This is a genomic window from Burkholderia sp. NLJ2, assembly GCF_049487195.1.
GTDB lineage: Bacteria > Pseudomonadota > Gammaproteobacteria > Burkholderiales > Burkholderiaceae > Burkholderia > Burkholderia pyrrocinia.
This window is the reverse complement of sequence record NZ_CP137808.1, coordinates 1,452,011-1,466,052: the sequence shown is the minus strand read 5'-3', so window position 1 is coordinate 1,466,052 and position 14,042 is coordinate 1,452,011. Positions and strand designations below refer to the sequence as shown.

Sequence of the window (14,042 nt, the reverse complement as noted above, 5' to 3'; positions counted from 1 at the left end):
AGGTCTTCAACGGATCTGACTGGCCCGCCCTACACGATTCGAACGTGTGACCTACGGCTTAGAAGGCCGTTGCTCTATCCAACTGAGCTAAGGGCGGTCGAGGAGAAAAGACACGGCCTGACGCGGACCGCATTGGGCACGGGGCTTTGAGTAACAGCAGCAACTGCACCGCCACCCAACTCAACGCCCCGAAACAAAACGGGCCCGGCATGAAACCGAGCCCGAAATTATACCCGATCATCGCATCACATCACGCGAGAGCGGCTATCGCGGCATCAAACCGGCTGCGGATGCAGCATGAACCAGCCGAGACAGAACACGCCGGCGATCACGCAATACACGCCGAACGACGCGAGCCGGCCGCGCCCTTCGAAATAGCGCATCAGGAACCGCACGCTCAGGTACGCGGCGATTGCCGTCAGCACGCCGCCGAGCAGCGCATCGGCGAGCTGGTCGCGCGCATGGAACAGCTTCGGCAGTTCGAGCACGCCCGCCGCGAAGATGATCGGCGTGCCGAGCAGGAACGAGAACTCCGCCGCCTTCTCCGCCGTCAACCCGGCGGCATTGCCGGCGATCATCGTCAGCCCGCTGCGCGAGAAGCCCGGAATCAGCGCGCCGATCTGCGCGAGGCCCACGAAGAACGCCTGCTTGAACGTCATCTTCTCGGGCGCCTGATGCGCGCGGCTGCGCTGGATGCGATCGCCGAGCCACAGCAGCACGCCGTTCACGATCAGCGCGATCGCGACGATCCGCAAGTCGTGAAACACGCGTTCGATGCGCTTCTCGAGGAGCAGCCCGACGATGCCGGTCGGGATCGTCCCGATGATCAGCGCCCACATCAGGTGCCCGTCGTCGTTCTTGCGGCCGCCGAGCTGCGCGAAGAAGCCGCCGATCAGCGCGATCCAGCGCGCGCGGAAGTACCACAGCAGCGCCAGCGCGGTGCCGAGGTGGAGCGCGACGAGGAACGGCAGCAGTTGCGGCGCGTGCTTGTCGATATGCATGCCGAACAGCGCCGGCACGAGCAGCGTATGGCCCAGGCTGCTGACGGGGAAGAGTTCGGTGACGCCCTGCAGGACGCTCAGGAATACCAGAAACCAGAGACTCACGCGTCGGTCCTTTTAGTGAAGATTAAGCGGGAAGAAAGACGGACCACGCGATGCGCGTCCGAAAAAACGCGCCCCGATTATGCCGAGCCAGGATTACTGCGCCAAGGCATTTGGCCGGATATTGCGGCATTGCACACAAACGCTTGCAATTTGTAAGCGCACAGAAAGCAAAAAGCCCGCCATTTGCATGGCGGGCCTTTCGACTTCGGCAGTAATTGCCGTCAGCGGCCGAGCTGATAGAAAAATAATACCGTGCTGCCGGTGAACATGCCGAACAGGGCGATACCCATTGCCATTGCCAGATCCATGGCCCCTCCACGAAGTGTCATGACCCGGCAACATCACCGGTTTAGACGCATTATCCAGACCGCTGACAATGTTAAAAACTCGCAATTTCCCCAGAAGGGTTTTCCCCGACCGGCCGCGGCCCGATAATGGAGCGCGCCGTGTCCCGTCCACCCGCCCAACCCGATTCGCCATGCCGACCTTCCAGCAACACGACATTCACGAACTTCACGCCGGCCCGTCGCTCGTCCGGGTCGCCCCGCAATTCGGCGGCCGCCTGCTGTCATGGCACGTCGACGGCGAACCGGTCATCTTCTGGCCGGAAACGGCCGACTGGAGCAACCTCGCGCGCGTGCGCGGCGGCAACCCGCTGCTGTTCCCGTTCCTCGGTCGCCACCGCGTCGACGGCGAACTCGGCCGCTGGCGCGATGCGGCCGGCGTGGTCCGCGACCTGCCGATGCATGGCTTCGCGCGCGATCTGCCGTTCGCCGCGCACCCGTCGGCCGACGGCGCCGCCTTGTCGATGACGCTCGACGCGAACGACGCGCTGCGCGCGAGCTACCCGTTCGATTTCCGGTTCGAAACGACCTACCGGCTGGCCGACGCGCACACGCTCGAAGTCGCGCTCACGACGACCAATCGCGGCGACACGCCGCTGCCCTACTACGCCGGCCACCACTTCTATTTCGCGTTGCCGCACGGCGAACGCGCCGAAACCACGCTCGAGCTGCCGCCCACGCGCCGCTGCGCGCAGCGCGCGGACGGTTCGATCAGCACGCCCGAGCCGGGCGAAGCCCGTTACCGCCTCGACAATCCGGACATTCTCGATCGCTTCCACTGCCTCGACGGCCAGCCGTCGACGCCGGTGCGCATCGTGATGCCGGGCCGCCGCCGCACGATCGAGATCGCGCTCGACGTGCCGGGATCGATCCCGTGGTACACAGTCACGACCTGGACCGAAAAACCGGAGTCGGACTTCTACTGCGTCGAGCCGTGGCTCGGTCTGCCGGATGCGATCCACAACGGCCTCGGGCTGCGCATGCTCGCGCCGGGCGCGACCGAAACGGCCACGCTGCGAATCCGCGTGATCCCGCTCGCAGGCTGACAACGGGCGCGCCAACAAGGTGCGCGATAGCCTCGACCAAGGCCCCAAACTGCGGTGCACGGGTCGAACCCGTTAAAATCGGACGTTTTGTGTTGCCTGTCGCGTCGTGCGCGGCAGGGTTTTGCGAGGTTCAATGTTCGGAACAACAACGAAGCGACTCTTCGCAGCCGCCTGCGCCGCCTTGCTCGTCGCGTGCGGCTCCGCGCCTGTCGGCCCCGGGTTCTACCGCGTCGAGCGCGGCGACACGCTCTACAAGATCGCGCGCGACAACCGCACGTCGGTACAGAACATCGTGCGCTGGAACCAGATGACGAACCCCGATGCGATCGAAGTCGGCCAGGTGTTGCGCGTCGCGCCGCCGCCCGGCACGACCACCGCATCGACGCCGTCGACCACCGGCACCGGCAGCGCGGGCCGCGCCCGCCCCGCGCCTTCCGCGCCGGTCGAATCGGCCGTCAAGCCGGCCTCGAGCATTTCGCTGGTCTGGCCGGCGGCCGGCAATGTGGTCCGCACGTTCGACGGCTCGAAATCCAAGGGTATCGACATCGCGAACTCGCCGGGCACGCCGGTGATTGCGGCCGCGCCGGGCGTCGTGGTCTACGCGGGTAACGGGCTGCGCGGCTACGGCAACCTGATCATCCTGAAGCACAACGCCGACTACCTGACCGCATACGCGCACAATCGCGCGCTGCTGGTGAAGGAAGGCCAGTCGGTCACGCAGGGGCAATCGATCGCGGAAATGGGCAACAGCGACAGCGATCGCGTCGCGCTGCATTTCGAATTGCGCTACGGCGGCCGCTCGATCGATCCGTCACGCTACCTGCCGGCGCGCTGAACGCGCGACAGCCGGCACGCGATGCGGTGCGCATCGCGTGCCGTCTCGGGCAAAATCGGGAAGGTTGAATCAGCGCTTGCGCAGACGGCCGGTAAACCGGCCGGACAGCGGATCGACGTGGCGGGCAAACGCCACCAGCACGCCGATTCCGATCAGGCTGAACCCCGCAGCAATCAGAAGCAAATCCATGGTCCTATCACTGTTGTGTCGTGATCTTATGCGTCATTGTGAAATCGTGCACTGAGCCGCCGCGATCGGACGAGCCCGAACATTCCCTATCCGCAGACACCATTGTGGATTCGTCTGCGTGAAACCCTGATGTAAGCCGTTCGCCCGACGCCACGTTCGACACCCAGGAGACCCGCGATGCTGCCCGCCGCCGACCGCTACGATGACCTGCTCTCCCGCTTCCGGTGGGCCGTTCCGGCCCGCTACAACATCGGCGTGGACGTCTGCGACAAATGGGCCGACGGCAGCGGGCGCCTCGCGCTGATCCACGAAACGGCGCAAGGCGACGTGTTCCGCATCACGTTCGACGATCTGAAGAATGCTTCTAACCGGCTCGCGAACAGCTTTGCGCGCGCCGGCCTGCGGCGCGGCGACCGGATCGCCATCTTTCTCGCGCAAGGCCCCGAAACGGCCATTGCGCATCTCGCCGCGTACAAGCTCGGCGCGATTGCGGTGCCGCTCTTCACGCTGTTCGGCGTCGATGCGCTGGAATACCGGCTCGCGAACAGCGAAGCATCCGCACTCGTCACCGACGCGGCCGGCTACGCGAAAATCGCGCCGTTGCGCGCGCAACTGCCGGCACTGCATACCGTCTACTGCATCGGCGACGATGGACCCGACGCGCCGGGCGTGCTGCGCTACGACGCAGCGCTCGCCGCCGAAACGCCCGACTTCGTGCCGGTCGATACGGCCGCCGACGATCCGGCAGTGATCATCTACACGTCCGGCACGACCGGCAAACCGAAAGGTGCGCTGCACGCGCATCGCGTGCTGCTGGGCCACCTGCCGGGCGTCGAGATGTCGCAGCAATGCTTCCCGCGCGACGCGCGCCTGTTCTGGACGCCGGCCGACTGGGCGTGGATCGGCGGCCTGCTCGACGTGCTGCTGCCGTCCTGGCATCACGGCGTGCCCGTGCTCGCCCGCCGTTTCGAGAAATTCGACGGCGACGCGGCGTTCGCGCTGATGGCTCGGCACGGCGTCACGCACGCGTTCCTGCCGCCCACCGCGCTGAAGCTGATGCGCGTCGTGGAGCGGCCGCGCGAACGGTACGCGCTGTCGCTGAAATCGGTCGCGAGCGGTGGCGAATCGCTCGGCACCGAGCTGACGGCGTGGGGACGCGACGCGCTCGGCGTGACGATCAACGAGTTCTACGGGCAAACCGAGTGCAACATGGTGCTGTCGTCGTGCGCGGCACTGTTCGATGCGCAGCCGGGTGCGATCGGCAAGGCCGTGCCCGGTCATGCGGTCGCGATCGTCGACGCGGACGGCACGCCGCTGCCGCCCGGCGTCGAAGGACGCATCGCGGTGCGCCGCCCCGACCCGGTGATGTTCGTTGAATACTGGCGCAATCCCGGCGCGACACGCGACAAGTTCGCGGGCGACTACCTGCTCACCGGCGATACGGGCACGATCGACGCCGACGGCTTCGTGCGCTTCGTCGGCCGCGACGACGACGTGATCACGAGCGCCGGCTACCGGATCGGCCCGGGCCCGATCGAGGACTGCCTGCTCACGCATCCGGCGGTGCGGATGGCAGCCGTCGTCGGCGTCCCCGACGCGACGCGCACCGAGATCGTCAAGGCGTTCGTCGTGCTGAACCCCGGCCATGTCGGCGACGACGCGCTCGTCAGCGCGTTGCAGGCACATGTGCGCACGCGGCTCGCCGCGCACGAGTATCCGCGCGCGATCGCGTTCGTCGACAGCCTGCCGATGACCGCCACCGGCAAGATCGTGCGCCGCGCGCTGCGCGACGCGTGAGCCGCCCACCGCCCGCTCGGCCCGCCCGGCCGGATGGTTTATAGTGGCGCCACGCAGTCTTTCCAAGAAACCGATGTCCTCCGAACACCAATCCGCCACGGGCGCGTCGCACAGCCCGCTCTACGCCAAACTCCTCGGCGAGACCGCCAAGATCGACTGGTGCGATCTCGAGCGCTTCTTCGCGCAGGGCAAGCTGCTGTCCGTCGCGCGCGACCTCGATCTCGTCAGCGTCGCGGAAGCGATCGCCGGCGACGAAGCCGAACAGGTCACGCGCTGGCTGTCGGCCGGCCTCGTCGCGCGCATGCCGGCCGAGACCGCCGCCGACTACGCGGCGCGCAACCCGGAGCTGTGGGCGGTCGTCGTATCGCCGTGGGTCTGCGTGCAGGAACGCGCCTGACGCGTCCGCCATGTCCGAATCCGCGTTACCGCACGGGGCCGGCACCGGCTCGGCCACCGTCACGCACCGGCGCGTCCTCGCGCTCGCCTTCCCGATCGTCCTTGCGAACCTGACCCAGCCGATCCTCGGTGCCGTCGACACGGCCGTCGCCGGCCACCTCGACGGCGCGCAGTATCTCGGCGGCGTCGCGCTCGGCGGGCTGTTCTTCAATTTCGTGTTCTGGGGCTTCGGCTTCCTGCGGATGGGAACAACCGGCCTCGTCGCGCAGGCGCACGGCGCCGGCGATGATGCCGGCATCCGCCTGAACCTGTTGCGTGCGCTGATCGTCTCGTTCGCGCTCGGCGCCGCGGTGCTCGCGCTGCAGGTGCCGCTGCTGTCGTTCGCGCTGACCGCGCTCGGCGGCAGCGATGCCGTCCGCGCGACGGCGCTCGCATACAGCCACGCGCGGATCTGGAGCGCACCGTTCGCGCTCGCGAACTACGTCGTGCTCGGCTACCTGCTCGGCGTGCAACGGGTCCGGCTTGCGCTCGTCGCGCAGGTGTTCATCAACGCGACGAACATCGGCGCCGTGCTGCTCTACGTGTATGGCTTCGGCTGGGGCATCGCCGGCATCGGCGCCGCGACCGCCACCGCGGACGCGTGCGGCTTCGCGCTCGGCGCGTGGATGCTGTGGCGGCTGCGCCCGCGCGGCCTCGGGCCGATTGCCGCCCGTGCGCTCGCCGACCGCGTGGCGCTCAAGCGGCTGATCGTACTCAATCGCGACATCTTCCTGCGCACGCTGTGCCTGCTCGGCGCATTCGGCTGGTTCGCGCACCTCGGCGCGAAACAGGGCGATGCGACGCTCGCGGCGAACGCGCTGCTGCTGAATTTCCAGACCTTCATGGCGTACGGCCTCGACGGTTTCGCGCATGCGGCCGAGGCGCTCGTCGGCGCGGCGGCCGGCGCGCGCGACCGCAACGCATTCCGGCAAGCCGTACGCGTCACGCTGTTCTGGTCGGCGCTCGGCGCGCTGCTGTTCGCGCTGGTTTACTGGGCCGCCGGCGGCTGGATCGTCGCGCGCCTGACCGATCAGGCGGAGATCCGCGCGGTCGCGCTGCGCTACCTGCCGTGGGCCGCGATCTCGCCGATCGTGTCCGTCTGGGGCTTCCTGCTTGACGGCGTGTTCATCGGCGCCACGCAGACGCAATCGCTGATGCGCGCGATGGTCGTGTCGTTCTCGATCTTCATCGCGGCCACGCTCGCCGCCGTCGGCACGTTCGGCAATCACGGCCTCTGGTTCGCGCTGCTGCTGTTCATGGCCGCGCGCGGCGCGACGCTCGCGCGCTACCTGCCGGGGCTGCTGCGGCGCATTGGCACCGACGCGCACGCCGCACCCGCGGCACGCGCCTGACGGCCGGCCAGGCCGCCCTTTACTGCACGGGCTTCGGCGGCGGTGCGTCGAGCATCGACGGCGGCGTCATGTCGGTCGGCACGCCGTGATAGTCGGCCGGATCTTCCGGCGGGTGGCCGCGGCGGGCCTGACGAGGATCGCTGGTGCAGCCGGCGAGAAGCGCTGCGGCCAGCACGGCCAGCATGAAACGGGGCATCGGATATGGCTCCGGAAATCGGCGCGCCCATCGCGCCAGGACCGCGCCGAGTCTAGCGGAAATCCGGTTTCGGGGTCGCGCTGCGCATGTCCTACTATGTACGCATGGCGCTGTGCCGAGGAAAGGAGGCTGCCATGTCGTCTGAGGAAATTGCGGGCCTGATCGGTCTGTTCATCGGTCTGATGGTGCTGGTCGCGCTGTCGTACTTCGAGGCACGCGAATACAAGCGGAGCCATGACGGTGAAGGGATGATCCACCACTGGATGGCGGAACACCACCTGCTCGACTGGCGGCGCAAGCACTGAGCGAGCCGCCCCGCCGTCCGGCCAGTGTCGAACCCGGGCCGTTCGTGAACGTGCCATCCCGTGGCACGGCAGGAACCGCGTTTCGTCGAAATTAACAGGGCCGGATACACGCAGCACGTTGACTGAATGCACGAACGCCGTCGCGCGGCAGGCTGCCGCGCGACGGCGTTCGCTTGTGTGCGTCCGGAACGGGTGCGACGCGATTCAGACGGCTCAGCCCAGGAAGTGGCGGGCGTAGCGCGCGTTGATGTCCGACAGCCGGAACAGCGTCAGGAAATCCGCGCAGTTGAAGTCGGGATCCCAGGCCGGCGCGCCGCAGATCTTCGCGCCGAGACGCAGGTAACCCTTGATCAGCGGCGGCGGCGCCACGACGGTGCCCGTCTGCAGTTCGTCGACCGGCAGTGCCGTGTGCGGGAATGCGCGGTACTCGGGCGCCGTCAGCGAGCTCGCCGACAGCGACTGGTACAGGTTCGCCGCATAGTGGCCGCCGTCGGCCATCGACACGCTCGCACAACCGAGCATCGTCTCGTAGCCGTTCTGCATCATGTACGCGCCGAGGCCACCCCACAGCGCCATGATGACGGCGCCGCTGCGGTAGTCGCTGTGCACGCACGAGCGGCCGACCTCGACCATCTTGCCGCGCAGGTGCGTGAGGCGCGACAGGTCGAATTCGCCTTCGGCGTACAGGCGGCCGACACGCGCCGCCTGGTGCGGCGGCAGCACGCGATACGTGCCGACGACCTTCAGCGTATCAAGATCGCGAACCAGCAGGTGGTCGCAGTACGCGTCGAACGGATCGACGTCGAGACCGGAGGGGCCGCTGACGTGCGCGCCCATCTCTTCGGCGAACACGCTGTAACGCAGGCGCTGCGCTTCGCGCAATTCGTCTTCCGTGCGCGCCCACGCGGCGCGCAGGCGATACTCCGATGTGACGGTTTCAGCAGCGCGCGGCAGGTGGCGCCGCGACGTATCGAGGGGCAGCGAGGCAAAGGGGAGCGTAGGCGTCGGCAGTTCTCGCATTAGGCTTTCCTGGTCGTAAGGAATAGGACGACATGCCCGCCAATGTAGTAATCGGCCGTGACCGTTATGTGGCACGACCGTGTCCTTTCAATGACGTGTCGCCGAATTGACTTTAGCAGAAAGCCTGCGAAACCGTCTGATCAATCCCTCCAACCCCCTTCTGGCCGGCCTCACGCCAGGTCTGGCGTCAATACCGCTCGCAGCACGGCCTGCCTGCTGCCATCACGCGTGCGGCTCGCGAGCCACACGATTCCGCCCTTCTTGATGCTCCAGCTATCGTCGCTGTCGGCGATCAGTTGCGCGGCGACGCTGCCGAGCGTCGGCTGGTGCCCGACGATGACGACCGTCGGCGCGATGCCTTCCGGCCAGCCGGCCGCCGCCAGCACCTCGTCGACGCTGCCGCCCGGCGCGAGCGCGTCGACGGTCCGATACTGGTCGGTCAGCGCCTCGGCGGTCTGCACGGTGCGTGCCGCCGGGCTCGCGAGGATCACGGCGTTCGTCTCGAGCCGGCCACGCAGCCATTTGGCCATCGCCTGCGCGTCCTTGCGGCCACGGACGGTCAGTTGGCGCGCGAGATCGCTCGTCGCGTAGTCTTCGGCTTCGGCGTGGCGCCACAGGATCAGGTTCATCATGATGTTCTCCTTGCTTCGGCAAGCGCCCGCGCGCATGTGCGTCCGGGCCGGCCGATCATCGTGCGAATTGTCGCAAATCGCGGCCGGTTCACCGTCGCGGCATTTTTCCGCATATCGCGATTGACCAAATCGGTAATTCAACGATACAATCTTTGGCTCGTCGGAGCGTAGCGCAGCCTGGTAGCGCATCTGATTTGGGATCAGAGGGTCGTAGGTTCGAATCCTATCGCTCCGACCAAAGGAATCAAGGGGTTAGCGAAAGCTAACCCCTTTTTCTTTGGCGCGCCGCCGGGGCATTGCTACCATCTGGTTCGATTCCCATAAGGGAACTACACCCGATGGCAGGCGATTCCACCTCAGCGCCTCGCTACCAATAAACCAAAATGGTGGGGCTTCCAGCATCACGACATCGGCCCAGTGTCGGGTACGGAGAACTACATGACGCCGTTGTTCGCGCCCGCTGATCTGGTCGGTACTGTCCCCCGCCTGGGCAATTCCGCCTACCGTTTGTTTTGTCGCCCTTCTCAAGGTTGTACCGTCGCATCAGTCCCGCTCAATCAGACAGCATCCGGCCTAAGCTGAAGACTGTTCCGGAACGTATCCCCTCTTCTCACACGTCGACATACGATACCGACTGCGACGCCACCAGCTTCGGCGGCGCTGGACATGCGCATCGGCAGATGTCGTCACTTAACGCCGACTGTCGACCATCCGGTCCGGTGCTCGAATGACGTGGGCCGTCGCACTCGATCACGCCGAGTGTCTTGCACACCGGGCACCACACCGGATCGAGTTCATACGCTTGTTCGCGGTCGTGCAGAATGTCTTGTCCGTCACCACCCTGCATCGTCGTGTCGCCTTTCACGATGTCATAGCGCTTCATACGGCTCTCCGCTCAGACAGCGCCCGGTCTCAACCGTAAACTGTTCAAGAGCGCATCCCACGTTTGCAGCGCCCCTGCCTCATCTACCGGCGATGTTGCCTCTTCCGGCTTCAAGTCGGGACTGCTCGCGCCAAGCAGCAATTGAATAGCCGTATGCGGCTTCGCCAGCGTGCTCGAATCGCCCGGCGCAAGTAGATAAAAGCGGAACGAGGTGATGTCGCCTTCCTTCAGTTCGAACAACACTTCCTCGGCATCCATCCCTGCAACCGTTCGCTTGCCCTGTCGCAGGATTCGATAATGGCCGGACATCCGGTCCATCTGCGCACGTAACTGTGGCAACGTCTTAGTCAGTGACTCTTTCTGATTCGAACCCACAGCATCACGCATCTGAACAACCAGTAACGCCGGTCGGCCCGGCATCAATGCGAACGACTGGCTAACTTCCTCGGTATAGGTCGATGAACCCGTGACAATCCCGCCGTCGAAGCAGAATCCCGATTCGGCGGGAATCGCCCAGTTGTCTCGCGCCTTAATACGACGAATCGTGTCGTTATAGATTTCCTCCGCTCGATCAATAGCAGTTGCACCGATCATCCCCTTCGTGCGGACCACTCTTTCATCAACGAAAACGTAACCCTCAGTTTCAAAAGGAAGTTTTTCGACCTTTGCCACTGCGTCTTCAAATACAAAAACCCGAGAATTTGGTAGCGGCGAAAAAGCCTTCTCCAACCATGCGAGACCTGTCTTTTCTTTCAAGTTGACCGGATTAACGCGCCGCTTAGTCTGCAGATCTTTTTCCCGCGCAGCAATTTCAGCTTGGTATGTCGCCGACGAGACGTTGTACTGGGTTGTCAACTTCTCCCCTCGAAACTCATATCGCTGATTCGAAATCTCGCTCGCCGCTGGCCGGTCGAATACGAAACGGCCGATACACCACGGGCGCGGCTTGGATAGCAAGGAATTAGTCATCGTCGGTTCCCCGGAAAACACAGTCGTACAGGCGCACATGCCCACCACAAACAATAGGAACTTCTGTAAACCCTTCAACATGACGGCTCCGGCGCATCCTGCGCGATCTGTACAATGCTGTAGAGTAATGTCCATCGGGTCCATGGATGGTCATAGCTCCCTTGGTGATCGTAGCCCCCTGCAGAAACGCCAATTGCACACCTTGGGCCGGATCGTCCTTTACCCCCGGCTTCAGGTCACGCCGGCGCTTCTGCTGACCATGCGGGCACCGTACCATCACCCGGAATAATGCCGTTCTTATCCGGATCAGGCACCGTCGCCGCGTTGGGTAACTTCGCGACCTTTTGAACCTCAAAAACACCCGATGTGGGATCAGAGGGTCGAAGGTTCGAATCCTTTCGCGCCGACTAAAGGAATCAAGTGGTTACGGTTAATGCCGCAGCCTCTTTTCCGTTTCTGGATCCGTGAAGCAACCGCCCGGTTCGCGGCACTCCGATTCATTGCAGGGATCAATTGGGGCGTCGATTCGACAACGCGCCGGCCTCTGCCGCATCCGAACGCCCACGTCGCGTCGCTTCAACTGCAGGCACTGCGGATCGCGACCGCAAGTCGGGCTGCCGACGACACACGCATGCCAACCGTGGCCCGCAGCCCGCGCGCGACACTTCCGGGAACACGCGATAATGCGCGTGAACAATCCGCATCCGCGCATGAAAAACAACTTTCTCAACACCGCCCTCTGCGCATCGCTGCTCGCGCTTGCGACCGCCGGCACCGCATCCGCCAAGGCGCTCGACGACGCGCTCGACTGTCATTCGACCGGCCACAAGTTCGTCGCGCCGCTGCTTGCCGCCGGCGACATCCAGTCGGAGCCGATGCACGTCGAATCGAACTCGGTCAACGCGTTCCGCACGAACCGCTCGCTGACGGCGTACGGCTTCGGCGTCTATGTCGTGCTCGGTTACCAGGCGAACGACCCGATCTTCCGTCTGGGCGACGGCACGCCGATCGGCGACTGGGCGTACGGCGTCGTCGTGCGCGGCACGAAGAGTTCGGTGGAGGAAGCCGTGCGCAAGGCCGGCAGCGACGCGACCGTCAAACAGGCGTTTCCGTTCCTGACCGCGATCGTCTGTTCGTCGGATTGAGCGGGCGTCAGCGCGATCAGGCGGCCCGCCAAGGGGGTGCCGCCACACCGATCCCGCCCGGCCCTTCCAGGCCCCTCAATCGACCATTTATGCGCCGGTATACACCACGCGATACGGGATACCGACCTTCTCCCACTCGGCAGCCTCCTGGCTGAGGCTGTAGTCGGTCAACGGGTTCTGCTCGACCCACGCGCTCGGCAGGCGCACTTCATACCCGCCCTTCTTCATCTGCGAAACGGAGATGTCCGGCAGCCCCGCATCGGTCCGGCGCCGGCACAGCAGTGCCGCAAGCCGCAGGCAGAACAGCAGCGGCCACTCGACGTCGCGCGCCTGCGACAGCTTGCCGAGCTTGCCTGCGTGACCGAGCACGAGCGCGGCGAGCCGCGCCTGGTCCGTGCGCGAAAAACCCGGCATGTCCGCGTTGCTCGCGATATAGGCCGAATGCTTGTGATACGCGCTGTGCGAGATCGACAGGCCGATCTCGTGCAACGCGGCCGCCCAGCCGAGGAACATCCGGCCTTCCTCGCGCGCCTCGTCGTCGGCTTCATCGAGTTCGTCGTAGAAACGCGCCGCGAGCGCGCCGATTCGCTCGGCCTGCGCACGATCGACGCCGTAGCGGCGCGTGAAGCCCTCGACGGTCACCGCGCGCATGTCTTCGTGCTGCGTCCGGCCGAGCAAGTCGTACAGCACGCCGAGACGCAGCGCACCGTCGGTCGTATCGACATAGTCGACGCCGAGTTCCTCGAACACCGCGAGCATGATCGCGAGGCCGCCCGCGAGCACCGGCACGCGGTCGGGCTTCAGCGCGATCAGCTTCAGCCGGTTGACGTTCTCCGCCTTGATCAGCGCGCGCTTCAGGCGCTCGAGGCCGCCGCGCGAAATGCCGTGCGTGATGCCCGAATCATTGAAGCCGTTCGCCTCGACGAGCTCCGCGAGCGCCCGCGCGGTGCCGGATGAACCGATCGCCTGGTCCCACCCGGCCTTCTTGTACTCGCTCGAAATGATCTGGATCTCGCGCTTGGCCGCGAGTTCGGCCTGCCGCATCGTGTATTCGTCGACGTTGCCGGCCGGAAAGAACGCGCGGCTGTGGCTCACGCAGCCGATATAGAGACTCTCCATCACGATCGGCGTGTAGTGCGAGCCGATGATGAATTCGGTCGAGCCGCCGCCGATGTCGACGACGAGCCGCTTGCCGGCGCTCGCCGGCACCGAGTGCGCGGCGCCTGCATAGATCAGCCGCGCTTCTTCGCGGCCCGCGATCACTTCGATCGGGAAACCGAGCGCCGCTTCGGCTTCGCCGAGAAATTCGGCCGCGTTCTTCGCGACGCGCAGCGTGTTGGTCGCCACCGCGCGCACATGATCGGGATGGAAATCGCGCAGGCGCTCGCCGAACCGCTTGAGCGCCTCCCAGCCACGCTCCTGCGACGCGCGATCGAGCATCTTGTCGCTCGACAGGCCGGCGGCCAGCCGAACGGGCTCGCGCAGCGCATCGACGGGATAGATCTGGCTGCCCGCCGGCGTTTCCTCGACGCGACCGACGATCAGCCGGAAGCTGTTCGAGCCGAGATCCACGGCAGCCAGCAAGTGGGGGGTTGTAACCATCAGAATGGGGCTCCGTGCGCGTTCCCCCGCGGCAGCCGGTCCGGCAACACGGGGCGATCAATCAAAGGCGACATTTTAAGCGTGGAACGCTTGCCGTTACCACGCTTCACGGGCATACACACTGCTCGATTGCATATAGCCGAAACATTTATGAGACAAATCGGTTACAGCGTAGAATTTGCCGAT

14 protein-coding genes and 2 tRNA genes are annotated in these 14,042 nt (G+C 65.3%); 8 read left to right on the top strand and 8 right to left on the bottom strand.

The window, feature by feature from the left end:
- Positions 1–20: 20 nt before the first annotated feature.
- Positions 21–97: transfer RNA gene (locus R9B84_RS06775), tRNA-Arg, on the bottom strand.
- Positions 98–275: 178 nt separating this feature from the next.
- A complete protein-coding gene (locus R9B84_RS06770; RefSeq protein WP_021157259.1) occupies positions 276–1,106 on the bottom strand; it encodes an undecaprenyl-diphosphate phosphatase in 831 nt (276 codons plus the stop codon).
- Between the two features lie 478 nt (positions 1,107–1,584).
- Here R9B84_RS06770 and R9B84_RS06765 point away from each other — a divergent pair, with 478 nt between their 5' ends.
- From R9B84_RS06765 to R9B84_RS06745, 5 genes are all read left to right on the top strand, one after another.
- The gene (locus R9B84_RS06765; RefSeq protein WP_423759691.1) at positions 1,585–2,496 is read left to right on the top strand and encodes an aldose epimerase; all 912 of its coding nucleotides are present in this window, start codon (positions 1,585–1,587) and stop codon (positions 2,494–2,496) included.
- Between the two features lie 133 nt (positions 2,497–2,629).
- Entirely contained in the window at positions 2,630–3,331 is a 702-nt protein-coding gene (locus R9B84_RS06760; RefSeq protein ID WP_423759690.1) for a peptidoglycan DD-metalloendopeptidase family protein, read from the top strand.
- Between the two features lie 366 nt (positions 3,332–3,697).
- A complete protein-coding gene (locus tag R9B84_RS06755; protein WP_423759689.1) occupies positions 3,698–5,317 on the top strand; it encodes an acyl-CoA synthetase in 1,620 nt (539 codons plus the stop codon).
- 73 nt (positions 5,318–5,390) lie between these two features.
- Positions 5,391–5,714, top strand: coding sequence for a DUF2288 domain-containing protein (locus tag R9B84_RS06750; RefSeq protein ID WP_047900368.1), 324 nt, complete (start codon positions 5,391–5,393; stop codon positions 5,712–5,714).
- 10 nt (positions 5,715–5,724) lie between these two features.
- Positions 5,725–7,104, top strand: coding sequence for an MATE family efflux transporter (locus tag R9B84_RS06745; protein ID WP_423759688.1), 1,380 nt, complete (start codon positions 5,725–5,727; stop codon positions 7,102–7,104).
- A 19-nt stretch (positions 7,105–7,123) separates the two neighbouring features.
- On the opposite strand, the gene R9B84_RS06740 is transcribed toward R9B84_RS06745, so the two are convergent.
- Positions 7,124–7,300 carry a hypothetical protein gene (locus tag R9B84_RS06740; protein ID WP_174380016.1) on the bottom strand — a complete coding sequence of 59 codons (177 nt, stop codon included), beginning with the start codon at positions 7,298–7,300 and terminating at the stop codon, positions 7,124–7,126.
- Positions 7,301–7,434: 134 nt separating this feature from the next.
- Here R9B84_RS06740 and R9B84_RS06735 point away from each other — a divergent pair, with 134 nt between their 5' ends.
- Positions 7,435–7,605, top strand: coding sequence for a hypothetical protein (locus tag R9B84_RS06735; RefSeq protein ID WP_167347844.1), 171 nt, complete (start codon positions 7,435–7,437; stop codon positions 7,603–7,605).
- A 213-nt stretch (positions 7,606–7,818) separates the two neighbouring features.
- On the opposite strand, the gene R9B84_RS06730 is transcribed toward R9B84_RS06735, so the two are convergent.
- Both R9B84_RS06730 and sixA read right to left on the bottom strand, forming a co-directional pair.
- The gene (locus R9B84_RS06730) at positions 7,819–8,625 is read right to left on the bottom strand and encodes a GNAT family N-acetyltransferase (protein ID WP_423759687.1); all 807 of its coding nucleotides are present in this window, start codon (positions 8,623–8,625) and stop codon (positions 7,819–7,821) included.
- A 170-nt stretch (positions 8,626–8,795) separates the two neighbouring features.
- Entirely contained in the window at positions 8,796–9,257 is a 462-nt protein-coding gene (gene sixA / locus R9B84_RS06725) for a phosphohistidine phosphatase SixA (protein ID WP_423759686.1), read from the bottom strand.
- 161 nt (positions 9,258–9,418) lie between these two features.
- On the opposite strand from sixA, the gene R9B84_RS06720 reads away from it, so the two are divergent.
- A tRNA-Pro gene (locus R9B84_RS06720) sits at positions 9,419–9,495 on the top strand.
- Between the two features lie 372 nt (positions 9,496–9,867).
- On the opposite strand, the gene R9B84_RS06715 is transcribed toward R9B84_RS06720, so the two are convergent.
- Complete coding sequence (locus R9B84_RS06715; protein ID WP_423759685.1) at positions 9,868–10,140, bottom strand: PAAR domain-containing protein; 273 nt, start codon at positions 10,138–10,140, stop codon at positions 9,868–9,870.
- 12 nt (positions 10,141–10,152) lie between these two features.
- Positions 10,153–11,190, bottom strand: a complete 1,038-nt coding sequence (locus R9B84_RS06710; RefSeq protein ID WP_423759684.1) for a T6SS immunity protein Tli4 family protein — start codon at positions 11,188–11,190, stop codon at positions 10,153–10,155.
- Between the two features lie 629 nt (positions 11,191–11,819).
- Between R9B84_RS06710 and R9B84_RS06705 the strand changes: the two genes are divergently transcribed.
- Positions 11,820–12,254, top strand: a complete 435-nt coding sequence (locus tag R9B84_RS06705) for a hypothetical protein (RefSeq protein WP_423759683.1) — start codon at positions 11,820–11,822, stop codon at positions 12,252–12,254.
- An 87-nt stretch (positions 12,255–12,341) separates the two neighbouring features.
- On the opposite strand, the gene ppx is transcribed toward R9B84_RS06705, so the two are convergent.
- Positions 12,342–13,856, bottom strand: a complete 1,515-nt coding sequence (gene ppx, locus R9B84_RS06700; protein ID WP_047900359.1) for an exopolyphosphatase — start codon at positions 13,854–13,856, stop codon at positions 12,342–12,344.
- Positions 13,857–14,042: the final 186 nt, after the last annotated feature.

Excerpts from the sequence above, each read along its gene's own strand:
- R9B84_RS06745 (WP_423759688.1), top strand. The coding sequence starts at position 5,725 with ATGTCCGAATCCGCGTTACCGCACGGGGCCGGCACCGGCTCGGCCACC.
- R9B84_RS06750 (WP_047900368.1), top strand. The coding sequence starts at position 5,391 with ATGTCCTCCGAACACCAATCCGCCACGGGCGCGTCGCACAGCCCGCTC.
- R9B84_RS06760 (WP_423759690.1), top strand. The coding sequence starts at position 2,630 with ATGTTCGGAACAACAACGAAGCGACTCTTCGCAGCCGCCTGCGCCGCC.
- sixA (WP_423759686.1), bottom strand. The coding sequence starts at position 9,257 with ATGATGAACCTGATCCTGTGGCGCCACGCCGAAGCCGAAGACTACGCG.
- R9B84_RS06735 (WP_167347844.1), top strand. The coding sequence starts at position 7,435 with ATGTCGTCTGAGGAAATTGCGGGCCTGATCGGTCTGTTCATCGGTCTG.
- R9B84_RS06710 (WP_423759684.1), bottom strand. The coding sequence starts at position 11,190 with ATGTTGAAGGGTTTACAGAAGTTCCTATTGTTTGTGGTGGGCATGTGC.
- ppx (WP_047900359.1), bottom strand. The coding sequence starts at position 13,856 with ATGGTTACAACCCCCCACTTGCTGGCTGCCGTGGATCTCGGCTCGAAC.
- R9B84_RS06755 (WP_423759689.1), top strand. The coding sequence starts at position 3,698 with ATGCTGCCCGCCGCCGACCGCTACGATGACCTGCTCTCCCGCTTCCGG.
- R9B84_RS06765 (WP_423759691.1), top strand. The coding sequence starts at position 1,585 with ATGCCGACCTTCCAGCAACACGACATTCACGAACTTCACGCCGGCCCG.
- R9B84_RS06705 (WP_423759683.1), top strand. The coding sequence starts at position 11,820 with ATGAAAAACAACTTTCTCAACACCGCCCTCTGCGCATCGCTGCTCGCG.
- R9B84_RS06730 (WP_423759687.1), bottom strand. The coding sequence starts at position 8,625 with ATGCGAGAACTGCCGACGCCTACGCTCCCCTTTGCCTCGCTGCCCCTC.
- R9B84_RS06740 (WP_174380016.1), bottom strand. The coding sequence starts at position 7,300 with ATGCCCCGTTTCATGCTGGCCGTGCTGGCCGCAGCGCTTCTCGCCGGC.
- R9B84_RS06715 (WP_423759685.1), bottom strand. The coding sequence starts at position 10,140 with ATGAAGCGCTATGACATCGTGAAAGGCGACACGACGATGCAGGGTGGT.